The following is a 22,637-nucleotide window of genomic DNA, read 5'->3' as shown; positions in this document are numbered from 1 at the left end:
TCTGCTCCGGAGATAGCGACGGGCCCATACGTGCCCAGATTACCACGGAGCTACGGGTCAGTTGAGGCTCAAATCCGGTTGTCAGAGCTACATCTGACGAGCTGGCATGGCCCGATTGTGGCCACGACACGAATAACCGCCCCTGGGGTAGTGACCCATGAGGCGGTTGGAACCCTGGGAGGGATTCGTGTCCGTAAATCATACCCGTCAAGCAGTTCTAAGTCAGCCCGGCTCCGGTGGGGTCACTGTGGCCGGAGGCCACGCGCCGACGTCGGCTGCGCTGAGGACCGGCCCGGAACGGCCGAAGGCCGCACGCCCGGCTGGCCCGCAGGCGCCGCCAGAGGCGGCGCCCTTGGTACGTACATCGCGGACAGAGTTTCCCCACTGGTCAACGGCATACATCTGACGGGCTGCGTCGGTCGCGTTTTGGTCGTCGTTCCCGATCCTCGAAGTGGCTCATTGCCGACGCGGTGGACTCTTCGACCGTTGAGGAGCTAGGTGATGGTCTATTCGTGGATACCGCGAGCGGGGAGGTGCTGGATTCGGATTGGGTGCGTCCGCCTCGTCCGGCTCGGTGCGGTTGGCGGATTGGCGAGAACGTGGCTGTGCACTCGGATGGGCAGTTTGCTCACTTCTCGGGGACTGAGCGGTGTTCGTCTGTGTGGGCGTGCCCAGTGTGTTCAGCCGTGATCCGGGCGGAGCGCGCTCGGGAGATTTCACAAGCGGTGGAGGCTCATCATGCAGCGGGTGGGTCGATCCTATTCGTGACTCTGACGATTCGACATGATCGTGCTGACTCGCTGAAGCAGAGCATGGATGCAGTGTTGGGGTCGTGGCGGAAGCTGTTGCAGGGAAGCGCCTGGGTCGGCTCGAAGTCGAAGCAGGGGGCGCGGGATCGCTACCGGGTCTCGGGCTATATCCGCAGCACCGAAGTGACTTATGGGTCGAATGGGTGGCATCCGCACATTCACGCGCTGTTCTTCACCGATGACAAGCTATCTGGCACTGAGGTGGCGGCTTTTGGGGATGAACTCCATACCCGCTGGGCGCGGTTCTCGCATAAGGCGACCGGGAAGTTGCCGACTCGTGAGCATGGGACGGATGTGCAGCAGGTTGATGAGAATGGTCAGGTGCTCGGTAAGTACCTGGCGAAGGTGCAAGACGAGGGGAACAGTAAGACGGAGAAGTGGGATTCGGCGGCGGAGCTTGCTCGTGCTGATGTGAAGCGGGGCCGTGGTGACAACTTCGTGCCGTTCGAGCTGCTCGACTTCGATCACCCGTTGCCCCTCCCCCAGCGCCGCCGGCTATGGGTGGAGTACTACACAGGCACCAAGGGCCGGCGGGCGATCACCTGGTCTCGCGGCCTGAAGGCACGTTATGACGTGGGCGAGAAGTCGGATGAGGAGGTCATCGAGGAGACCGAGGCTGCGCCGGTCCGGTGGGTGGCTGACGGGCGCTCGTATGACGCGCTGAGGCGGTCTGACCCGGAGCTGCTGGCGCTAGTCCTCGATGCTGCTGCGGGTGAGAACTGGCCGGTCGTGCAGGCTCTGCTGCCTGGTGATGAGCCACCTGAGCGGGCTCGATCGGTGGACGAGGTGAGGGAGTGAGCTGGCCCTCCGATACGCTCCTACCCCTAAGGATCATATGCATCGTACCTATTGACAAGGTTCGTACCAGTTGGCTACGGTGGAACCATCGTCACTCAATAGGGGGCGATCGCCACCTAGCGAAAGGTTTGAGCCGATGGAATCCAAGAGACTTTCAGTAGGCACCGCATGGAGAACCCTGCGGCAATTTGAGAAGAAACACGACTCGCTGCCAGTTGAGGGACAAGCTACGAGATTGCTGAACGTGCTGGCCGGTTACTTACTCGCATCCGGAGATATGACTGCGATAAATCTCAGCCAGATTGCAAGGGAATCCGGCCTGTCGCGGATCACGACCCGCAATAGCCTGGATCGGTTGTCAGCATTCGGCGTCATCAAGGTGCAAGTCGTGCGTGAAGGCCGTCCAGTCAACTATGCAGGCTACTCAGAGGAATTCCTCTCTATCGCTGCCGAAACGGAGGAGGGCAAGTGAACGAGACAAAGGTTCTGGACGAACTGAAGATGTGGAGCGATGTCAATGCCGAGGAGTTCACAGCCGTGAATCTCAGCGCTCTAGCGCGCGGCTGCGATATGAGGCGCGTAGACGCGGTCGAGGCGGTGCAGAACCTTCTCCTTGCGGGAGACCTGGAGCAGGTGCGAGTTGTCGCCCCTGGATCGCACACGAATGTGTTCCGACTGATCGAAACATCTTTCTAAGGAGTAACAATGCTTAACCGATTCATGCTGGATCAAGCAGGCACAGGCGCCTTCTTCCTAACTGAAGGCCCGGCCCCGAGAGTCGACAGAGATGGAGTGCAGCGTGTCGACCGAAATAACACCCCAGTGTACGAGATTCAGTGCTACGTCAAACCGGCAGACGAGAATGCCGAAGGCACGACGGCGAAGATCAAGCTGGCGACTTCAAGCCCTCCGACTATCCCGGTGTTCACTGAAGTTCGGTTCCCTAAGGGGCTCCTTGCAATGGCCTGGTCCATGGAAGGCGGTCGATCCGGCGTGTCGCTGAGCGCTTCTGAGGTGGAGCCTGTGGGAACTACCAGTAAGGTCCAGGCAGCTCCGCAGCAGGAGAGCGCGAAGGGTCGTGAGTGACGATGCTTCCCGGAGGTTCGTCGGGGCATCAGCTCTTGATGACGCTGTTCAACTCCCCCTGGGCGTGGGACTGCGTGATCGTAGGGTTTATCGCTGGCGCAACGGTCATTGGTGCGTTGTGGTCCATGTTCGCGCTGGGATCGCGCCGAGGCGGTGCCCGTAGACGGATGCAGGTATCTCAGGAGCGAGGGGCAGGTCTTCAGCCTGGTAAGCATGCCTGCCCCTCGCCGGAGGTTCATCACTCTGAGCAGTTTCAAGCGGCCCGAGGTGATGCACCATGATCAGTTTACGTCGAGTTGCACGGTGGATCGCGTGGGCGGCTCGCGGCCTGGTTGCGGCGGTGGTCACCGGGATCATCGTTGGTCTGGTGGACTCCTCTGCGTTGTCTTTACTTCTATGGGTGCTCTGGGTGATTGGGGCCTTCGCAGCGCTGCCCATGCGGACCGTGGTTCACATCCTGTACGTCAAGTTGCTGACTGGGGTCCCGTGGCACGTCGCATCGGCAGCGGTTCGCATCTCGACGCTCTGGCCCTATATCGCCTGGAGGAGTGGCCACGGGCAGTCGGAGGACGAAGTGCGCCGTGCACGGTTGGAGCGCAATCCGAATTTGACTGAGGATGACGACGACGCATGGACCGGTCTTGTCCGGTATGGGCTGTTCCTCGCTGGTCTTGTTAGGGCGGAGCGCGCGGAGCGCTATTTCGATACGCCTCGCCTCGTGGCCTGGTCGGTAACAACTACGTCGATGACGTTGCGCATTCGGCGTGGTAAGGCGGGTACAACGGCGGAGGACGTAGGTTCAGTTGATTCTGTTCAGAAATTCGCCCAGACGTTCAAGGAACTGACTGGTGCATGGTCGCTGATCCTGCGTTCAGAGGTGGATGGGCCTCACACCATCTTCCGGCTGCTGTGGTCTGACCCGTTGTCGGGTTCACGGTCGTCGCGGGAGCCGACTGGTGATCGTTCTCCGGTCCAAATCGGACTCGATGAACGTGGCGAGGATGTGATGTGGGATCCGTTCGACGCGACTCATACGGCTGTCCAAGGCATGACGAGGAGCGGGAAGTCCATTCAGGAGTACACCCGTCTTTCCGGGATCGCTGCCCGCGAGGATGTGGAAGTGTGCGGCCTGGATCCGACCGGCGTTCTGCTCGGGCCATTTGTCTCTGCGGGGAACCGGCGCATTGGTGTCCCCGGGAATGCGGGCGATTCTCCGATCTACAGGCACTTTCTCGACGTACTGACCGGCATTGTCTCGGAAATGGACCGGCGAACATTGCAGCTGGCTGCTGATGGTAAGGACAAGCTCGATGCTGGTGACTTCTCCTCGGAGCTGCCGTGCCTCGTCACCGTGCTGGAGGAGTGGCCTGGCATCAGTAGGGCTGCTGTATCTGAGGACGCTGCTGAGAACCGTAAGGCAGCGGAGCGGGTAGGCCCGAAGATCGAGGCTGCTGTCGGCCGTTTGGTCGCTGAGGGCGCGAAATCTGGGATTCGGGTCATTCTCCTGGGGCAGCGATTGTCCTCAAAGGCACTCGATACCGATAGCCGCTCTAATTTTGGTGTCCGTCATACCTTGCGCGTGGACAACGCGGATGCGGTCTCGATGCTCCACGACAACGGCACAGAGTGGGCACCTATCGTCGCGGCGTTCGAGCCGGGTCAGGGACTCATTGAGCGCCCAGGTTTCGGTCAACGTCGTTACAGGGCCGACTACACGAGTTACGAAACTTATCTGGAAAGGGTGAAGCATCGTGTTGCTGCCTGAATCAAATTATGACTATTGCCCGTTGACGCACTTGGAAGCGGGTGACGTTGTGGCTGCGCTGCGGGAGTGGGTGGCTGCATGTGTTGAGGAGGACGACCGTGTGCGAGTCGAACGGTTGCTTCATAGGGCTGAGTCGTCTCTGGACATCGTTTTAGTGGCGCGACATTCCTCGATAGCCGGTGAAATGCGAGGAACGAGTATTTTGCCGGGTGGCCCCGCCGTAGGCGACAGTACAGGAGGTGGTCTGCTGTGACGGTGGTGCGTGTTGAAGTACCGGAGCTGTTGACCGTCGAGGAAGTCTCGGAGATTACTCGGGTGCCGAAGTCGACGCTGGCTAACTGGGCTGCTGATGCGGATCGTGGTCGGTCAGCGTTCGGTCCTCCGCATATCCAGCTCTCGCCCCGTAAGCGTGTCTGGGCGAAGGCGGATGTGGTGGCCTGGATCGAGCAGAAGCGGGGTCAGTGATGGCATCGGTGAGGCGGCGTGAGTTGCGTTCGGGTGTGTCGTGGCAGGTGCGCTGGTACGACGTTGCCGGGAAGCTGCGGAGCCGGTCATTCGGAACTCAGCGTGAGGCTCGGGCGTACCGTGCCAAGGTTGAGGCGATGGGTGCTGCGGGTCGGCCTCGTGGTGCCGGTGATCGCCTCACGCTCGGCATGGCGCTGGGGTTCTGGCAGGAGGTCAACGCAGATCGGTGGCGGTCGAAGACTGCTGTGGTTAATGCTTCTGCGGCGGATCGACTGGCCTGCATTGCTACCGTCCGGGTGGATCGTCTGACTCCAGAGGTAGTTAGGGAGGCAGTGGAGTCGTTGAGTCCGTATGTGGCTCGGCAGGCTGTGAACGCTGTGAAGGGGGCTGTGAAGCATGCGCGGTCGCTGGGCTACGAGGTTGTGCCTGCCACGGTGTCTATGCCGTCTCCTCGGCCTCCTGAGACCGCTCAGCGCGCTTTGAGTGTTGAGGAGGTGCAGGCGCTTGCGGCTCAGATCGGCCCTTTGCATGGGGATGTTGTCGAGCTGCTGGCCTTCACCGGCCTGAGGGTTGGGGAGCTTGCAGGTCTGGAGGTTCGGGACTATAACGCTGCCCGGTCGCGTCTGTCGGTGATTCGGGCGGTCTCCTGGCCTCGTGGTGGCGCTGTGGTTGGTGAGCCGAAGACGGAAGCAGGGAAGCGAACCGTTCCGGTGATCGGTGCAGCGAGGTCGGTCATTGAGCGGCGAATCGCTGAGCGCCCCGAGGAGGACCGTCACCCGTATGCGCCGTTGGTGTTGGGTCCGCGTCGTGGTGCTCGGTTCAATCCGAACAACTGGCGGCGTGATGCCGGGTGGAAGGCTGCTCTCGATTCGTTGGGTCTTGGCCGTGTCAGGTTGCACGATCTGCGTCACACCTACGCCTCTTTGGTCCGCCGATCCGGTGCTGACATCTATGTGCTTCAGAAGGTGCTCGGTCATCGGGAGATCGCGACGACCATCGACCGGTACGGCCACCTCTATGACGACGAGATCGACGAGTTGGGAGCGTCCCTAGAAGCGGCTCTCGGTGGCTCGCATGGCCAGAGTGTGGCCACAGAGCAGTAGTAACAGTCCATTGAAAGTTGAACGTGTCGTGCAGGAACGAGAAAACCCCTGGTCAGTGGACCAGGGGCTTCCTCGTAATTGGTGCCCGCGACAGGATTCGAACCTACGACCTTCTGCTCCGGAGGCAGACGCTCTATCCACTGAGCTACGCGGGCGGGCGACACCCCACACTAACACCGGTGGGGCGGTGAGTCACGTTCTTCCGCGGCAGGATCCACGCGGCGCTCCGTGAGGATCGTCACGCGCGGGAAGTCGGGCCGGACGGCCCGAACACGACTGTCAGGAGCCGCGGACGTCCTGGCGCGCCGGGACGTACTCCCAGTGCCATGGCTCGTACTTGCTGGACTTCGCCCAGTCCGGGTTCTCCCAGCCGTACTCCGCCCCGTGGGCCACGAGCCAGTCGTACTGCTTGCCGGACGCGGAGGCGGCACCCCCGCCGAAGTCGATGGCGATGCCCCAGCCGTGCATGGACGTTCCCGGACGTGCGGCGAGACCGGGCTTGCGACCGGCGACGGACACCTGGGATTCGAGCGAGCGGTAGGTGTCCGTGAGGGCCATGTCCTCGCCGGTCTCCTCCTTGTACGCGGCATTCATCTTCGCGAACGCGATCGCGGCATCCGCCCGGAGCTTGTGGTTGCCGATCCCCAGATCGCACAGCCACGAATCCGGCAGCTCCCCGTTCGTCGCATCGCCGAAGTCAGCGTCCTCCGAGCAGCCGGGGAGCACGGTCTTCGTGATGGAGCGGCCCGCAGCCTGTGCGCTCTCGCCCTCTGCGCTGGGCACCGCACCGGACGCGGTGCGGCCGGCAGCCGCGTCGGCACCGTCGCCCACATCCGCGGACACGGTCTCCGCACCCAGGGCAGTGAGGACGGGCGCGTCCTCGTTGTACTCCGCAGCCTGCGCCTGACCTGCGCCGTTGCCGGAGATGAGCACGACGGCCGCCGCGGCACCCGCGACGGAAACTCCGGTGAGTGCGGTCGTCGCGACAGCACGGCGACGGCGCATCCCGCGCACGATCGAACCATCGGAGCCGCGGAAAGCGACGGCGCCCGCACCCACACGCGCGCGCGGCGCTGGGGCCGGCAGAGCGGGTGCAGGGGTGCGGCGAAGCGTGATCCGGCGAGTCGAGCGTCGGTCTGCCGCCTCAGCCATCCGGCGTTCGCGGCGGCTGGTGAAGACCTGCTCGGCAGGCTGCTCGGCCATGCATCACTCCAGTCAGATTGCGGTGGAATGCCCAGGCTTCACCCCGGGCTCTCTCCATGTGTCACAACACTATAACGAGGTTGTTACATTGGAGTCCAATCGAGGCGTTTCCGCAGGTCAAAGCCGTGACAACCATATTACAACTGTGACTGATGATCACGAACGAGAACGCCGCGCGTTCCTCTGCATCGCGTCGTCGACCTCGCCCACCAGCTCTTCGAGCACGTCCTCCAGGAAGATCACACCCACCGCCCGACCTCCGGGATCGTGCACGCGCGCCACGTGGCTGCCCGCGTACTGCATCTCCTGGAGCGCGTCCTCGATCTCCGCATGCGCGGCGACGGAGGTCATCGATCGGAACCGGCGGTCCTGGACCGGTGCACGGTGCGCCTCGTCGTTGTCCGCGTAGAGCAGGTCCTTGATGTGGAGGTAGGACACCGGCTGCCCGTCGTCATCGGTGACGATGAAACGGGAGAAGCCCGTACGGCCGATGAGGGCCTCCACCTGTTCCGGCGTGGCCGTCTGGTCGATCGTCACGAGGTCGTCGCGTGCCACCATGACCTCGTCGACCGTCTTGTCAGAGAATTCGAGGGCGCCCTTGAGCAGGCCGGAATCGTCGTGGAGGAGGCCTTCCCGCTGCGACTCCGCCACGATCGACTGCACCTCCTCGACCGTGTAGGCCGCGTTCACCTCATCCCGCGGATCGACCCCCAGGCGATGCAGCGTCCAGTTCGCGAATGCGTTCATCGGATGGATGACGAAGCGGAGGACGTGTCCCAGGGAAACCAGGGGCGGGGCGAGGAGCATCGCCGCCTGCTGCGAGACGGCGATCGCGATGTTCTTGGGGATCATCTCGCCGACGACGACGTGCAGGTAGGTGACGATCGACAGCGCGAGCACGAAGGAGATGACGCCCGACAGCGACGCCGGGATCCCCAGCGCGCTCAGCGGGCCCACCAGCAGGTGGTGGATCGCGGGCTCCGCGATATTGCCGATGAGCAGTGAGCAGACAGTGATGCCCAGCTGGCAGACGGCGAGCATGAGCGAGACGTGCTCCATGGCGTAGAGCGTCGTCTTGGCGGATTTCCGGCCGGCGTCGGCGAACGGCTCGATCTGTGACCGCTTCGCGGACACGACCGCGAACTCCGCGGCGACGAAGAAGGCGTTGCCCAGCAGCAGGAGCGCCAGCCATACGAGTCCCATCCAGTCACTCATCGGGCCGCACCTCCCCTCTGCGCATCAGCGGAGGCCCCGGAACGGGAGCCCCCGGGCTCCGCGCTCCCGGGCACGGTGGCCGTCGCGCCGCCCGCGCGGTCGCCGCTCTCGCCGGCGACGGCGGCGACCGCGCGTGCTCGCAGACGGTCGTGGACGAGGTAGTCCGGGACGAGCCGCAGTCGTTCGATGCGCCTGCCGTGCATCCGCTCGACGATGATGCGGGCACCGTCGATGCGCACCTCGTCGCCCTCGTCCGGGATCCGCCCCAGCACGAACATCACATAGCCCGCGACGGTCTCGTAGTCCGCTTCTTCCGGGATGTCGATGTTGACGGCGGACGACACCTCGTCCGTGCGGAGCCGACCGGGGACGATCCACGACCCGTCCCGTGCCGGACGCACGTGCACGCGCAGACGGTCGTGCTCGTCCGCGACCTCGCCCACGAGCTCCTCGACCGCGTCCTCGAGGGTCGCGACACCCGCGGTGCCGCCGTACTCGTCGACGACGACCACCATCTGCATCGACCGGGTCCGCAGCCGCAGCAGCAGGCGGTCCAGCGGCAGCGTCTCCGGGACCTGTGCCACATCGGTCATGAGGCCGCCCGCGAACGCGTCCGACCGGTTGTCGAGGGGAACGGACAGCGCGGACTTGATGTGCACGACGCCCGCGATGTCGTCCAGTGATTCGCGGACGACGGGGAAGCGCGAGAAGCCGGTGCGGCGCGCGAGGTCGACGATGTCGCTCGCGGTGGAGTCCTTCGTGACGCTCACCATGCGCGTGCGTGGGGTCATGACGTCCTCAGCGGTGCGCTGCGAGAAGCTGAGGGTGCGCTCGAGCAGGTCCGCGGTCTGCTCGTCCAGCTTGCCCTCGTCGGCGGAGTGCCGCACGAGCGCCGTGAGCTCTTCGGGTGAGCGTCCGGCCGCGCCCTCCTCCTGCGGTTCGATCCCCATGGAGATGAGCACCTTGTTCGCGGTGCCGTTGAGCACCGCGATGATCGGTTTGAAGACGATGGAGAAGACGTACTGGAAGGGCACCGCGATCCGTGCGGCGTGCATGGGTGCGGAGATCGCGAGGTTCTTCGGGATGAGCTCGCCGATCACCATCGACAGGATCGTCGACAGCACGAGTGCGATGCCCAGCGCGATGCCTGCGACGACAGACTGCGGAAGCCCCAGGAGACCGAGGACCGGTGCCAGGAGCGCACCGACCGACGGCTCCATGAGGTAGCCGGTCATGAGCGCGGTGATCGTGATGCCCACCTGTGCGGCGGACAGCTGCGTCGACAGCTGCTTCGTGGCGCGCTGGATCGTGCCGGCGAAGGGGGCCTTCGCCGCCACCGCCTGATCGACCGTGTGCTTGTCGAGCGTCAGGAGCGCGAATTCCGCGGCGACGAAGACGCCGTTGCCGAGGATCATGAGGAGCGCCAGGAGGAGCAGGAGCCACTCCATGTCAGACGATCCCTCCCCGCGGGGGCGTGCGGCGACCGGGAGTCGCCGGGGAGGTCAGGACGGGGATGCCGGCTTCACGCCGGCACGGACTGTCACTCGTCATGGAGAGGATTCTATACCGGCCGCCCTCGGCGCGCTCACCAGCCCGCGGCGACGGGGCGCCCCTCCTCGTAGCCGGCCGCCGACTGCACGCCCACGACTGCACGCTCCGCGAACTCCTCGAGGGTGCGGGCACCCGCATAGGTGCACGACGAGCGGACGCCGGAGGTGATCTCGTCGAGCAGGTCCTCGATGCCGGGCCGCTGCGGGTCGACGGGCATGCGTCCCGAGGAGATGCCCTCTTCGAACAGCCCCTTGCGCGCGCGGTCGAACGCGGACTCCGTGCGGGTCCTCGCCGCCACGGCACGCGCGCTGGCCATCCCGAAGCTCTCCTTGTACGCCTTCCCGTCCGAGTCGACGAGCAGGTCGCCGGGGCTCTCGTAGGTGCCTGCGAACCATGAGCCCACCATCACCTGGGAGGCTCCCGCCGCGAGGGCGAGTGCGACGTCCCGCGGGTAGCGCACTCCCCCGTCGGCCCACACGTGGGCGCCCAGTTCGCGAGCCCTCTGCGCCGCGTCGAGCACCGCGGAGAACTGCGGCCGTCCGACCGCGGTCATCATCCTGGTCGTGCACATGGCGCCGGGGCCCACCCCGACCTTGACGATCGAGGCGCCCGCCTCCACGAGGTCCTCCACACCGTCCGCCGTCACGACGTTTCCTGCGACGATCGGGACGTCCAGCCCGGCCCCGGCCACCGCTTCGAGGACGTCGATCATCTTCTCCTGGTGGCCGTGGGCGGTGTCGAGCACGAGAGCGTCCGCCCCGGCCTCCACGAGGGCCTCCGCGCGTCCCCGCGCATCGCCGTTGACGCCCACCGCCGCCGCGATCCGCAGACGCCCGCCGTCGTCGAGAGCGGGAGTGTAGATCGAGGCGCGCAGCAGTGACTGCGGGGTGAGCGCGCCGATCAGCCTGCCGTCGTCCAGCACGGGCACGAACGTCGCCCGCTGCGTTGCGAACTCCTCGTACAGGTCCGCCAGCAGCGCCCGCGACGGGTGTGCCACGCGGTCCGACCCGCCCCCACCGCGCCCGAGGCCCCGGGCGCGGTCCGCGGCGGACGCACCGGAGCCGGCCGCGGCCTCGGCGATGGAGGCCACCTGTGCGGCCCGGGCGGCGAGCCCGGCCGTGTCGACGGTGTGCACGTCTTCGTCCAGCAGCGCGGACATCCGTGTGAACCGGTCGACGGCGTCGAGCTGTTCGGCAGTGACGATCCCGAGGAACCGCCGGTCGTCGTCGACGACGGCGACCGCCCCGTGCGCCCGCCGGTGCACGAGGTGCAGCGCCTCCAGGACCGTGTCGTCCGGGCCCATCCGGATCGGCGTCTCCAGCAGCGGGTGACGGTCCTTCACCCAGCCGATCGTCTCCGATGCCGCATCGAGCGGGATGTCCTGCGGCAGCACGGCCAGCCCGCCGCGCCGCGCCATCGTCTCCGCCATCCGCCGGCCGGACACCGCCGTCATGTTCGCTGCGACGACGGGAATCGTGGTGCCCGTCCCATCAGCGGATTCGAGCGACACGTCGAAGCGGCTGGCCGCTGCGGAACGCGACGGCACGAGGAAGACGTCGGAGTACGTGAGGTCATGTCTGGGGGATTCGGTGATGAATCGCATACGCCCATTGTCGCCCATTCCCTTCCTTCGCGTGACAGTGCCGATAGACTGCGGGGCACAGTCTTATCTCCCTACTGTGGAAGAGGGCGAAACACGCCGTGTCAATGAACACCCCCACGACCGCCGCATCCGACTTCGGATCGAACCAGTGGCTGGTCGAGGAAATGTACGAGCAGTACAAGTCCGACAAGAACTCCGTCGACAGGTCCTGGTGGCCGGTGTTCGAGAAGTTCGAAGCAGAGGGCGGCGCATCCGGCAACGGTGCATCCGCATCGTCCGGCGGAGGGACTGCCACGACCGGGTCCAAGGCCTCGTCGGCGACGAAGGAGTCGACCGCGAAGCAGCCGGCCGCGAAGAAGGCCTCCACGACAGCACCTGCCAAGGAGTCCTCGGCCAAGACGAGCGCCGGCTCACGCCCCGGAGGGGCGAAGACGGCGACGGACAAGGACTCCACATCGGAGCGCGGCGTCACCCCCGCGACCTCCGACGAGGAGACGGTCAAGGCCGAATCGAAGTCCGCCGGCGCCTCCAACCTGCCCGAACGCAGCAACGAGGCCGCTGAGGACGTCGAGGACGTCGTGACGAAGCTGCGCGGACCCGCCAGGCTCATCGCGTCGAACATGGACGAGTCCCTCACCGTCCCCACCGCGACCTCGGTGCGCGCGCTGCCCGCCAAGGCGCTCATCGACAACCGCATCGTCATCAACTCCCACCTCAAGCGCACGCGCGGCGGCAAGGTTTCCTTCACCCACATCATCGCCTACGCGATGGTCCGAGCGCTGCGGGAGTTCCCCAGCCAGAACGTCTACTACGACGTCCAGGACGGCAAGCCCGTCATGGTGCAGCCCGGTCACGTGAACCTGGGCATCGCGATCGACGTGCCCAAGAAGGACGGCACCCGCACGCTCCTGGTCCCCAACATCAAGAAGGCGGAGAGGCTCACCTTCAAGGCGTTCGTGGACGCGTACGACGACCTCGTCATCCGCGGTCGCGACGGCAAGCTCACAGCGGACGACTTCGCCGGCACCACGGCCTCGCTCACCAACCCCGGCGGCATCGGCACCGTGCACTCCATGCCGCGCCTCACCGTCGGTCAGGGATCGATCGTGGGCGTGGGCGCCCTCGACTACCCGGCCGAATTCCAGGGTGCCAGCCAGGAGACCGTCAACCGCCTCGCGATCTCCAAGGTCCTCACCCTCACATCCACCTACGACCACCGCGTCATCCAGGGCGCCGGATCCGGTGAGTTCCTCAAGCTCATCCACGGCTTCCTCCTGGGCGAGGACGGCTTCTACGACGACATCTTCGCGTCGCTGCGCCTGCCCTACGAACCGGTCCGCTGGGTCCCGGACGTGTCCGCGGACGACTACGACGACGTGAACAAGACCGCGCGCGTCATCGAACTCATCGACGCCTACCGCGCGCGCGGTCACCTCATGGCGAACATCGATCCGCTCGTGTACCGCCAGCGCACGCACCCGGACCTCGACATCAACACCCACGGCCTCACCCTGTGGGACCTGGAGCGCGAATTCCCCACCGGCGGTCTGGGCGGGGCCCGGATGCTGCCGCTGCGCGACATCCTCGGGATCCTCCGCGACTCCTACTGCCGCACCACCGGCATCGAGTACATGCACATCGCGGACCCGGAGCAGCGCCGCTGGTTCCAGTCCAAGCTGGAGACGACGCACGAAGAGCTCACCCGCGAGGAGCACGGCCACATCCTGGGCCGCCTCAACGCGGCGGAGGCCTTCGAGACGTTCCTCCAGACGAAGTTCATCGGACAGAAGCGCTTCTCCCTGGAGGGCGGCGAATCGACGATCGTCCTGCTCGACGAGATCCTCAACCAGGCCGCCGACTCCGGCATGGACGAGGTCACGGTCGGCATGGCCCACCGCGGTCGGCTCAACGTGCTCACGAACATCGCGGGCAAGTCCTACGCGCAGGTGTTCAACGAGTTCGAGGGGATCCCCGATCCCGGCGCAGTCCAGGGCTCCGGCGACGTCAAGTACCACCTGGGCACCAACGGGTCGTTCACCTCACCGGACGGGAACTCGACGAAGGTGTACGTCGCGGCGAACCCCAGCCACCTCGAGACCGTCAACCCGGTCCTCGAAGGCATCGCCCGCGCCAAGCAGGACGTCATCGACCCGAACCAGACGGGCTTCCCCGTCCTCCCCGTGCTCGTCCACGGAGACGCGGCATTCGCCGGACAGGGCGTCGTCGCAGAGACGCTGCACCTGTCGGAGCTGCGGGGATACCGCACCGGCGGGACGATCCACGTGGTCATCAACAACCAGGTCGGCTTCACGACGGCACCCGCGTCCGCGCGCTCGTCGTACTACTCGACCGATGTCGCGAAGATCATCAGCGCGCCCGTCATCCATGTGAACGGCGACGACCCGGAAGCGGTCTACCGCGCCGCACAGCTCGCCTTCGAATACCGCCAGGCGTTCAACCGCGACGTCGTCGTCGACCTCGTCTGCTACCGCCGCCGCGGTCACAACGAGGGCGACGACCCGTCGATGACGCAGCCGGTCATGTACTCGCTCATCGACCAGAAGTCGACGGTCCGCAAGCTCTACACCGAATCCCTCGTGGGCCGGAAGCGCATCACGGAGGAAGAGGCGAAGGACGCGCTGGCGGACTTCCAGTCGAAGCTCGAATCCGCATTCGCGGAGACGAAGGAGTCGGAGAAGAACAGCTCCTCGAGCGACTCCGCATTCGGCATCCATCAGGAATCCCGCGCGATCGAGGGACGCACGACGCTGGAGACAGCGGTGTCGCGCGAACTCATCGAGCGCATCGGCGATGCGTTCATGGACATCCCGGACGGCTTCACGGTCCACAAGAAGCTGCGCAGCCTCCTCGAGAAGCGCCGGGAGATGACCCGCTCCGGCGGCATCGACTGGGGCTTCGCGGAGCTGCTGGCCTTCGGATCGCTGCTGGCAGAGGGCATCCCCGTCCGCATGTCCGGCCAGGACTCGCGCCGCGGCACCTTCACGCAGCGCCACGCGGTGCTCGTCGACTACGAGAACGGCAACGAGTGGACACCCCTCGCCAACCTGTCCGACGACCAGGGCCGACTGTGGATCTACAACTCGCTGCTGAGCGAGTACGCCGCGATGGGCTTCGAGTACGGCTACGCCGTGGAGCGTCCTGAGGCGCTCGTCCTCTGGGAGGCGCAGTTCGGCGACTTCATGCAGGGCGCGCAGTCGATCATCGACGAGTTCATCTCCTCGTCCGAGCAGAAGTGGATGCAGACGTCCGGCGTCGTCCTCCTCCTGCCGCACGGCTACGAAGGACAGGGACCGGACCACTCCTCCGCCCGGATCGAACGCTTCCTGCAGCTGGCAGCTCAGGACAACATGACGATCGCGAACCCGGCCGACGGGGCGTCGTACTTCCACCTCCTGCGCCGCCACGCGCATGCAGAGGTGAAGAAGCCGCTCATCGTGTTCACACCGAAGTCGATGCTGCGCCTCAAGGCGGCCGCCACGTCGGTCGAGCAGTACACGTCCGGCACGTTCGAGCCCGTCATCGCGGACACGAGCGTCGACGCCTCCACCGTCGACCGCGTCGTCCTGGTGTCCGGCAAGCTCTACTGGGAGCTGCTCGCCGCACGGACGAAGCGTGAGGACACGACGACCGCACTGGTCCGGTTCGAACAGCTCTACCCGCTCGACGAAGCGTCGATCGGCACTGCGCTGTCGCAGTACCCGGAGGGTGCGGAGATCGTCTGGGCGCAGGAGGAGCCGGAGAACCAGGGCGCGTGGCCCTACATCGCCATGCACCTGCCGGAGGTCCTGGAGGGCCGCGACGTGCGCGTCGTGTCCCGCGCCGAATCCGCGTCGACCGCCACCGGCCTGAAGTCGATCCACGACGCCGAACAGGCGGATCTCATCGAGCGGGTCTTCGCACGGTGATGTCGCGCCGCCGTCAGACCGTCGTCGTGGTCGGGGACCGTCTGGTCGCCGGCCACGGCGACGGCCGTGGTCTGGGATGGGTGGGCCGCGTCGCCGCACGGACCTACCCATCCGTCCCCGACGCCGATTTCTTCACACTCGCCACGACGGACGAGGATTCGTCCGGGCTCGCGGCGCGGTGCATGGAGGAGGCCTCCCGCAGGTTCTCCGATCAGACGGAGAACCGCCTGGTCATCGGCTTGGGCTCCGCGGACACCGAATCGGGGATCTCCGTCGCACGTGCACGGCTCAATGTCGCGAACATCCTCGACTCCGCACTCACGGCGGAGGTGCAGACCTTCGTCGTCGGTCCCACACCGGTGCGGGACGGCGACCGCAACCGGCGCCTGGCGGAGTTCAACACCGGCTTCACGGACGTCGCACACCGTCGCGGCATCCCCTACGTCGACACGTTCACACCCCTGCGCTCCCACCCCGTGTGGCAGCGCGAACTGGCATCGACCCGGACCGGGACGCCGGCACAGGAAGGCTACGGGCTCCTGGCATGGCTGGTCCTCCACCGCGGGTGGTTCGAATGGTTCGGGGTCGCCGATGCTCTGGGAGAAGACTGACAAGCCGACCGCAGAGGGCTCCTGCCCGCATCCGACAGTTGGTGTGGGGGTTCTCACTGTGGAAGGATCGAGCCACCGACAGAAGGAGTGAACCATGAGCAAGCGTGCACGCAAGCGCCGCGACCGCAAGAGGCGCAACGCCAACCACGGCAAGCGCCCCAACGCATGATCGTGCGCCGCGCGGACATGCGCGGCTGACACGCAGAAGGCCGGGAGCCCCTCGCAGGGTGCTCCCGGCCTTTCGCGTGTCCGCCCGTGGGTCGAGCGCCTCTCAGCGGATCCGACGGATGATGGTCGTGCGCCGTTCGACGACGATCCGCTCCCTGATCCGCTCGCGCAGACCTTCCGGAGCGGAACCCGCGGTGCACGAACGGCGGACGAGCTCCTTCAGCAGCGCTTCGATCTCGTACTCGCTGCTGCAGTCGACGCAGTCGTCCAGGTGCGCCTGGATCTTCTCGATCTCGTGGCGCTCGAGCTCACCGTCCAGGTAGTGGTAGATCCGCTCGAGGCTGCGGGAGCGCGCGCTGTCGCAGCAGGAATCGTCTTTCAGCTCGTCGCTCATGCTTCCTCCTTCGACACACCGAAGCCGCGCTCGCGCGCGTAGTCCGCGAGCAGTTCCCGCAGCTGCCGACGTCCGCGGTGCAGGCGGGACATGACGGTGCCGATGGGGGTGCCCATGATCTCTGCGATCTCCTTGTAGGGCAGTCCTTCGACGTCCGCGTAGTAGACGACCATCCGCCGGTCCTCCGGCAGGATCGACAGCGCGTCCGTCACATCCGAGTCCGGCAGGTGGTCGAGGGCGACGAGCTCCGCGGAGCGCCCCTCCGAGGACGTGTGTCCGGCAGCCCGGTGGATCTGCCAGTCCTCGACGCCCTCCCCGCTGGACTCCAGCGGCCGACGCTGCTTCTTCCGATAGTTGTTGATGAAGGTGTTCGTGAGGATCCGGTACAGCCACGCCTTGAGGTTCGTCCCGGGCGTGTACTGGTGGAAGGCCGCGTAGGCCTTCGCGTACGCCTCCTGCACCAGGTCCTCCGCGTCCGCCGGGTTGCGCGTCATGCGCAGGGCAGCGCCGTAGAGCTGGTTCACGTACTCCAGCGCATCCCGCTCGAAGCGCTCGTGGCGCTCGTCATCCGTTTCCGCCGAAGGCGTGTGGGCAATGTCAGTCATCGAACCCCATCGTAAGGGGTCAGCGACCCTTTCACACGTATCTGTGGGCACGGCCACCTCCTCATGCTGGGGGAACACGTCCCCGCAGACGAGTATTCCGACCTGCGGGCCCGCTGATTCCGATCGGTCGGCCCACGCGGACCGCAGGACGATATGCTGAACAGCAGACCGCACACCCTGCACGGAAGGATCCACCGTGAACCCTGTCCGACTCATCGCCCGCCCTCTGCTCGCCAGCGCTTACATCGCGAACGGCATCGCCCGCGTCCGCGACCCCCGCTCCTCCGTCGACTCCGCCGAGGCGGTCCTCTCCCTCACCCGCAAGGTCGTCGACGTGCCCGTCGGCGCGGAGACGGTCGCCCGGGCCTCCGGTGCGGCACAGGCCGCGGCGGGCGCACTGCTCGCCATCGGCCGCTTCCCCCGGGCCGCGTCCGCCGTGCTGGTCGGCACATACGTCCTCGACCTGGCCGGCCATGCGCTCAGCAGCGACAAGCCCGCGTCGAAGGACGAGAAGAGCGAGCGGCGCAACGCGCTCCTCACGCGCACGTCGATGCTCGGTGGGGCGCTGCTCGCGAGCGTCGACACTGCGGGCCGCCCGGGCCTCGTGTGGCGCGCGCAGCACGCCGCTGAAGACCTGCGGAAGAACATCGAGAAGACGTCCGCGAAGGCTGTCGAAGCCGTCTCCCAGCGTTGATGGCCACACCCAGCCGCTGGCAGGCGCCCACCGCGACGACCCCGGTCCACGCCACCGTCATCGTCCCGGGCTCCAAATCACTCACGAACCGATACCTCGTCACGGCGGCGGCCGCGGACTCGCCGTCCGTCATCCGCAATCCGCTCGTCAGCCGCGACGCGACACTGATGATCGATGCGGTCCGCAGCCTCGGGGCCGTCATCGACACCCGGGAGAACGGTGATCTCGAGGTCACCCCGATCCCTCTCCCCACCGACGGGGCCTCTGCGGCGGCGACCGGCGACGAACCCCCCGCAGATCAGGCCCGCACACCGCTCACCGTGGACTGCGGGCTCGCGGGCACCGTCATGCGCTTCGCCCCGCCCCTGGCCGCGGCGACGCGCCGGCCCGTGCAGTTCGACGGGGACGTCACGGCCTACACTCGCCCGATGTCGACGATCCTCGACGCCCTCACGTCCTTGGGCGTGGACGTCGAATCCGCGGACGGGTACCTGCCGTTCCGGGTCGACGCCCCTCAGGGGGTCCGCGGCGGCCACGTGAGCATCGACGCGTCCGCCTCGAGCCAGTTCGTGTCGGGGCTCCTCCTGTCCGGATGTCTCTACGACCTCGGGCTCGAGGTGACGCACACGGGCGACGCCCTGCCGTCGCGCCCCCACATCGACATGACCGTCGAGGTGCTGGCGGATGCGGGTGTCCTCATCGAGGAGCCGGAGCCGGGACGCTGGGTCGTCCAGCCGGGGCGACCCCGCGGGCTGGACGTCGTCGTCGAACCGGACCTGTCGAACGCAGCGCCCTTCCTGGCGGCCGCGCTCGTCACCGGCGGCACCGTCACGGTCCCCCACTGGCCCGCGCACACGACGCAGGGCGGCGACGAGTTCCGTCGCATCGCAGAAGCGTTCGGCGGCAGCGTCGAGTGGACCCGTTCGGGCCTCACCGTCACCGGCCCCCAGGAACTGTCCGCAGTCGACCTGGACCTGTCCGATGTCGGTGAGCTCACCCCGGTGACCGCCGCCGTCGCCGCGTTCGCGAACGGCACCAGCACACTGCGCGGGATCGGCCACCTGCGCGGTCATGAGACGGACCGACTCACCGCTCTCACGGCGGAGCTCACGCAGGCCGGGGCGGTCGTCGAGGAGGGCGCGGACAGCCTCACCATCCGCTCCGCACCGCACGCACCGACGGTGTGGGGCACATACCACGACCACCGCATGGTGATGGCGGGCGCGATCATCGCCCTGCGGGTCCCGGGGGTCGTGCTCGACGACCCGGACACCGTCGCGAAGACGATGCCCACCTTCGTGGACCTGTGGACGGAGGCCGTGGGCGCCTGAGTGCCCCGCATCCCATGGGTCGCACCATCACGAGCGAGGAGGAGTACCGTCCGCGTCCCAGTCGGCGCGGCAGCCGTCCCCGGACGAAGCGCCGCCCCGACTACTCGGACGCGGTGCGCGGCGTCGTCGTGTCCGTGGACCGCGGGCGCTACCGGGTCATCGCCGGTGACGACCTCGCGTCCGCGTCCGCGGAGGCCCCCGTCGTCACCTGCGTGCGTGCCGCCCATCTGCGACGCCGCCCGATCGTCCCCGGCGACCGCGTGAGCATGACGGGCGACACCTCGGGCGACGACGGCACGCTGGCCCGCATCGTGACGGTCGAGGAGCGGACCACAGTGCTGCGGCGCTCCTCCGACGACACGGACCCCACGGAACGCGTCGTCGTCGCGAACGCCGACACCCTGGTCGTCGTCACGGCGACGACCGACCCGGAGCCCTCGTGGGGGTTCCTCGACCGGACGACCGTCGCCGCCTTCGACGCGGGCATCCGCCCGCTCATCGCCGTGACGAAGACGGATCTGCACCCCGCGACGGAGGTCCGGGACAGGTTCGCGGACGTCGACGTCGAGATCGTCGAATGCGGCTACGACGCGGCCGGCCTGCCCCGCACGGATGCTCTCCTCCCCCACCTGACCGATCGGCAGAGCGTCCTGCTGGGCCATTCCGGCGTGGGCAAATCGACGCTCATCAACCGGCTCGTCCCAGGAGCCGACCGTGCCACCGGCGAGGTGAACGAGAACACCGGCACAGGTCGCCACACCTCGTCGTCGACGTGGGCGCTGCCCCTCCCACAGGGCGGATGGGTCGTCGACACGCCGGGGGTGCGCAGCTTCGGCCTGGCACACGTCGACGCGGACTCCGTCGTCGCGGCGTTCGCGGAACTCACCCCCGCGACCGCCGACTGCCCGCGGGGGTGCACACACGCGGAAGGGGCCGTCGGATGCGCGCTGGACGCGTGGGTCGCGTCCGGGGAGGCGGGGCCGTCCGGCGGTCGCCGGCTGAGGTCCCTCCGGCGACTCCTGGGCAACCTCACGTGATCACGGGGCGGACGCCTGCCGTCCACCGCCGCACCCGTCCATAGACTGGCCTCATGGCCACCGCAGACGATCTCACGCTCGCGCTCGCACTCGCCGATGCCGCCGACGCGATCTCGCTCCCCCGTTTCCTCGCGCACGACTTCGCCGTCGAATCGAAGCCGGACCTCAGTCCCGTCACCGAAGTCGACCGGGCGGTCGAGCAGCACGTGTCCGACGCGCTGCGGACGGAGCGGCCCGACGACGCCCTCCTGGGTGAGGAGTACGGCTCACGCGGCGACGACACGGGCCGCAGGTGGATCATCGACCCCATCGACGGCACGAAGAACTTCGTGCGCGGCGTCCCCGTGTGGGCGACCCTCATCGGCCTCTACGACGGCGAGAACCCCGTGCTGGGTGTCGTGAGCGCCCCGGCGCTGGGCATGCGGTGGTGGGCACGGACCGGCGGCGGCGCACACCGGACGACCCAGGGCGGACCGCCCCAGCCGATCCAGGTGTCGCAGGTCGCGGACCTCGCCGACGCCTCGGTGTCGTACTCGTCGCTGAGCGGCTGGAAGGAGCGGGGCCTGCGGCACAGGTTCCTGGGCCTGCTCGACGACGTGTGGCGCACGCGCGCCTACGGCGACTTCTGGTCGTACATGATGGTGGCGGAGGGGGTCGTCGACGTCGCCGCGGAACCGGAGCTCGAACTGTACGACATGGCGGCGCTCGTCCCGATCGTCACGGAGGCCGGCGGTTCCTTCACGGGCCTCGACGGCGCGCCGGGTCCGTTCGGTGTGGACGCGGTCGCGTCCAACGGCGCGCTCCACGACATCGCTCTCGAGCGGATCGGCAGGCAGGCATGACGGGCTCGACCGCAGCAGACCACACCGGGGCACCCGGCAGTCGGAACGGCGAACAGCCGCTGTGGCACCGGATGTCCGACGCCGCGGGCCTCGTCTCCGCCACCGGCGAGGTCGAGGAGACCGTGTTCGGCCGCATGACCCAGCTGGCTCTCGCTCACGACGCGGTGAACCTGGGACAGGGAGCCCCCGGCGACCCCGCACCCGAATTCCTCCTCGCCGCGGCCTACGACGCCATGCGGGCCGGGGCCAACCAGTACGCACCGCCGCTGGGAGCACCCGTGCTGCGCGAGGCGGTCGCCCAGCACAGGCGGCGCGACTGGGGGCACGAGGTCGACCCGACGGAGGTGCTCGTCACGGCGGGGGCGACCGAGGCGCTCACCGCCGCGATCGTGGCGCTGGCACCCCCCGGCACGGACATCGTCGTGCTGGAGCCCTACTACGATTCGTACGCCGCCGCTGCCGCCCTGGCCGGCGCGCGGCTGCGCCCCGTGGGCCTCGCCTTCGACGGGGGCTCCGTGGGCGTCGACTTCGAGGCGCTGGCCGCGGCCATCACGGACCGCACGTCGATCGTCCTCCTCAACACCCCGCACAACCCCACGGGTCTGGTGCTCGACGAGCAGCAGATCGTCAGGATCGGCGAGCTCACCGCAGCGGCGGGCGCCTGGCTGCTGACCGACGAGGTCTACGAGCACCTGGTGTTCGATGGGACGCACGTGGCACCGGCGGCGCTCCTGGACGACCCTCGGGTCGTGACGGTGTCCTCCGCCGGCAAGGCGTTCAACGCGACCGGGTGGAAGATCGGCTGGCTCATCGGGTCCCCGGCTGTCCTCGAAGCGGTGCGAGCCGTCAAGCAGTACCTCACGTTCACCAACGGAGCGCCGCTGCAGCCGGCGGTCGCGGCCGCGCTCACGGACCATCCCGCGTTCCTCGAGGACAACGCCCGCATCCTCTCCGGCCGCCGCGATCTGCTCGTCGACGCGCTGCGTGAGGTCCCCGGCGTCACGGTGATCACCCCGGAGTCCGGGTATTTCGTCCTCGTCGACTTCCGGGGGCTCTACGGGGAAGCGAGGCCCGGAGCGGGCGGGACGAGCCCCGACTCCGGTGCGGCCGCCCTCACCGCCGACGCATTCGCTCTCAACGAGCACCTCACCCGGGAAGTGGGGGTCACGGGTGTCCCGGCGCCCGCCCTGTGTGCGGCCGGCTCGCCCACCGCACGCGCGATGAGCTCCGTCATCCGCTACTCCTTCTGCAAGGGGCACGACGACGTGGCGGAGGCCGCACGCCGGTTCCGCACCTTCGCAGGGACGCTCGTCGACTGAGCCGGACGCCCGCCGACCGGGCACGACGAAGCCCGAGGCGAGTGCGCCTCGGGCTTCGTCGTCAGCATGTGCGGTAGGTCGCGACCACCTGCCCCGGGAAGACGGGGCGAGC

20 protein-coding genes and 1 tRNA gene are annotated in these 22,637 nt (G+C 67.2%); 14 read left to right on the top strand and 7 right to left on the bottom strand.

From position 1 onward, the window contains the following. The first annotated feature begins 470 nt into the window (after positions 1 to 470). The 6 genes from JFC09_RS05400 to JFC09_RS05375 all read left to right on the top strand — a co-directional run bounded on the left by JFC09_RS05400 (position 471) and on the right by JFC09_RS05375 (position 6,026). A complete protein-coding gene (locus tag JFC09_RS05400; protein WP_332839661.1) occupies positions 471 to 1,607 on the top strand; it encodes a protein rep in 1,137 nt (378 codons plus the stop codon). 136 nt (positions 1,608 to 1,743) lie between these two features. After that, positions 1,744 to 2,079, top strand: coding sequence for a helix-turn-helix domain-containing protein (locus JFC09_RS05395; RefSeq protein ID WP_198392986.1), 336 nt, complete (start codon positions 1,744 to 1,746; stop codon positions 2,077 to 2,079). After that, complete coding sequence (locus JFC09_RS05390; protein ID WP_198392985.1) at positions 2,076 to 2,303, top strand: hypothetical protein; 228 nt, start codon at positions 2,076 to 2,078, stop codon at positions 2,301 to 2,303. The genes JFC09_RS05395 and JFC09_RS05390 overlap by 4 nt, the downstream gene beginning before the upstream one ends. 667 nt (positions 2,304 to 2,970) lie before the next feature. Beyond that, the gene (locus JFC09_RS05385) at positions 2,971 to 4,458 is read left to right on the top strand and encodes a hypothetical protein (RefSeq protein WP_198392984.1); all 1,488 of its coding nucleotides are present in this window, start codon (positions 2,971 to 2,973) and stop codon (positions 4,456 to 4,458) included. A 249-nt stretch (positions 4,459 to 4,707) separates the two neighbouring features. Next, the gene (locus JFC09_RS05380) at positions 4,708 to 4,923 is read left to right on the top strand and encodes a helix-turn-helix transcriptional regulator (RefSeq protein WP_198392983.1); all 216 of its coding nucleotides are present in this window, start codon (positions 4,708 to 4,710) and stop codon (positions 4,921 to 4,923) included. 188 nt (positions 4,924 to 5,111) lie between these two features. Then, positions 5,112 to 6,026: a tyrosine-type recombinase/integrase gene (locus JFC09_RS05375; RefSeq protein WP_198392982.1), complete on the top strand. Its 915-nt coding sequence runs from the start codon at positions 5,112 to 5,114 to the stop codon at positions 6,024 to 6,026. 79 nt (positions 6,027 to 6,105) lie between these two features. On the opposite strand, the gene JFC09_RS05370 is transcribed toward JFC09_RS05375, so the two are convergent. From JFC09_RS05370 to JFC09_RS05350, 5 genes are all read right to left on the bottom strand, one after another. Next, a tRNA-Arg gene (locus JFC09_RS05370) sits at positions 6,106 to 6,181 on the bottom strand. A gap of 124 nt (positions 6,182 to 6,305) precedes the next feature. Further along, positions 6,306 to 7,229: a M15 family metallopeptidase gene (locus JFC09_RS05365; RefSeq protein WP_232483202.1), complete on the bottom strand. Its 924-nt coding sequence runs from the start codon at positions 7,227 to 7,229 to the stop codon at positions 6,306 to 6,308. 156 nt (positions 7,230 to 7,385) lie between these two features. Next, the gene (locus tag JFC09_RS05360) at positions 7,386 to 8,444 is read right to left on the bottom strand and encodes a hemolysin family protein (RefSeq protein WP_198392981.1); all 1,059 of its coding nucleotides are present in this window, start codon (positions 8,442 to 8,444) and stop codon (positions 7,386 to 7,388) included. Beyond that, positions 8,441 to 9,892, bottom strand: coding sequence for a hemolysin family protein (locus tag JFC09_RS05355; protein ID WP_198392980.1), 1,452 nt, complete (start codon positions 9,890 to 9,892; stop codon positions 8,441 to 8,443). The genes JFC09_RS05360 and JFC09_RS05355 overlap by 4 nt, the downstream gene beginning before the upstream one ends. A 137-nt stretch (positions 9,893 to 10,029) precedes the next feature. Continuing rightward, a complete protein-coding gene (locus JFC09_RS05350; RefSeq protein WP_198392979.1) occupies positions 10,030 to 11,598 on the bottom strand; it encodes a GuaB1 family IMP dehydrogenase-related protein in 1,569 nt (522 codons plus the stop codon). Positions 11,599 to 11,702: 104 nt separating this feature from the next. Here JFC09_RS05350 and JFC09_RS05345 point away from each other — a divergent pair, with 104 nt between their 5' ends. The 3 genes from JFC09_RS05345 (at position 11,703) to JFC09_RS17060 (ending at position 16,304) form a co-directional block, all read left to right on the top strand. Continuing rightward, complete coding sequence (locus JFC09_RS05345) at positions 11,703 to 15,524, top strand: multifunctional oxoglutarate decarboxylase/oxoglutarate dehydrogenase thiamine pyrophosphate-binding subunit/dihydrolipoyllysine-residue succinyltransferase subunit (RefSeq protein WP_198392978.1); 3,822 nt, start codon at positions 11,703 to 11,705, stop codon at positions 15,522 to 15,524. After that, a complete protein-coding gene (locus JFC09_RS05340; RefSeq protein ID WP_198392977.1) occupies positions 15,524 to 16,135 on the top strand; it encodes a GDSL-type esterase/lipase family protein in 612 nt (203 codons plus the stop codon). The genes JFC09_RS05345 and JFC09_RS05340 overlap by 1 nt, the downstream gene beginning before the upstream one ends. A 94-nt stretch (positions 16,136 to 16,229) precedes the next feature. Next, positions 16,230 to 16,304, top strand: coding sequence for a 50S ribosomal protein bL37 (locus JFC09_RS17060; RefSeq protein WP_408610951.1), 75 nt, complete (start codon positions 16,230 to 16,232; stop codon positions 16,302 to 16,304). 102 nt (positions 16,305 to 16,406) lie between these two features. Here JFC09_RS17060 and rsrA read toward each other — a convergent pair whose 3' ends face one another. Continuing rightward, entirely contained in the window at positions 16,407 to 16,697 is a 291-nt protein-coding gene (rsrA, locus tag JFC09_RS05335; RefSeq protein WP_198392976.1) for a mycothiol system anti-sigma-R factor, read from the bottom strand. Next, positions 16,694 to 17,302 carry a sigma-70 family RNA polymerase sigma factor gene (locus tag JFC09_RS05330; RefSeq protein ID WP_198392975.1) on the bottom strand — a complete coding sequence of 203 codons (609 nt, stop codon included), beginning with the start codon at positions 17,300 to 17,302 and terminating at the stop codon, positions 16,694 to 16,696. Before JFC09_RS05330 ends, rsrA begins: the two co-directional genes overlap by 4 nt. Positions 17,303 to 17,498: 196 nt before the next feature. Between JFC09_RS05330 and JFC09_RS05325 the strand changes: the two genes are divergently transcribed. The 5 genes from JFC09_RS05325 to JFC09_RS05305 are packed head-to-tail and all read left to right on the top strand — an operon-like array spanning position 17,499 to position 22,525. Further along, positions 17,499 to 17,996 (top strand): DoxX family membrane protein, encoded by a 498-nt coding sequence (locus tag JFC09_RS05325; protein ID WP_198392974.1) that lies wholly within the window; start codon positions 17,499 to 17,501, stop codon positions 17,994 to 17,996. Next, positions 17,996 to 19,327, top strand: a complete 1,332-nt coding sequence (gene aroA / locus JFC09_RS05320) for a 3-phosphoshikimate 1-carboxyvinyltransferase (protein WP_198392973.1) — start codon at positions 17,996 to 17,998, stop codon at positions 19,325 to 19,327. Before JFC09_RS05325 ends, aroA begins: the two co-directional genes overlap by 1 nt. 14 nt (positions 19,328 to 19,341) lie before the next feature. Beyond that, a complete protein-coding gene (rsgA, locus tag JFC09_RS05315; protein WP_198392972.1) occupies positions 19,342 to 20,364 on the top strand; it encodes a ribosome small subunit-dependent GTPase A in 1,023 nt (340 codons plus the stop codon). Positions 20,365 to 20,417: 53 nt separating this feature from the next. After that, positions 20,418 to 21,206 carry a histidinol-phosphatase gene (hisN, locus tag JFC09_RS05310; protein ID WP_198392971.1) on the top strand — a complete coding sequence of 263 codons (789 nt, stop codon included), beginning with the start codon at positions 20,418 to 20,420 and terminating at the stop codon, positions 21,204 to 21,206. Then, entirely contained in the window at positions 21,203 to 22,525 is a 1,323-nt protein-coding gene (locus JFC09_RS05305) for an aminotransferase class I/II-fold pyridoxal phosphate-dependent enzyme (protein WP_232483201.1), read from the top strand. Before hisN ends, JFC09_RS05305 begins: the two co-directional genes overlap by 4 nt. Positions 22,526 to 22,637 lie beyond the last annotated feature (112 nt).

The organism is Brevibacterium yomogidense (assembly GCF_016107685.1).
GTDB lineage: Bacteria > Actinomycetota > Actinomycetes > Actinomycetales > Brevibacteriaceae > Brevibacterium > Brevibacterium yomogidense.
The sequence above is the reverse complement of the archived record's forward strand: the minus strand, read 5'-3'. Positions and strand labels throughout refer to the sequence as shown.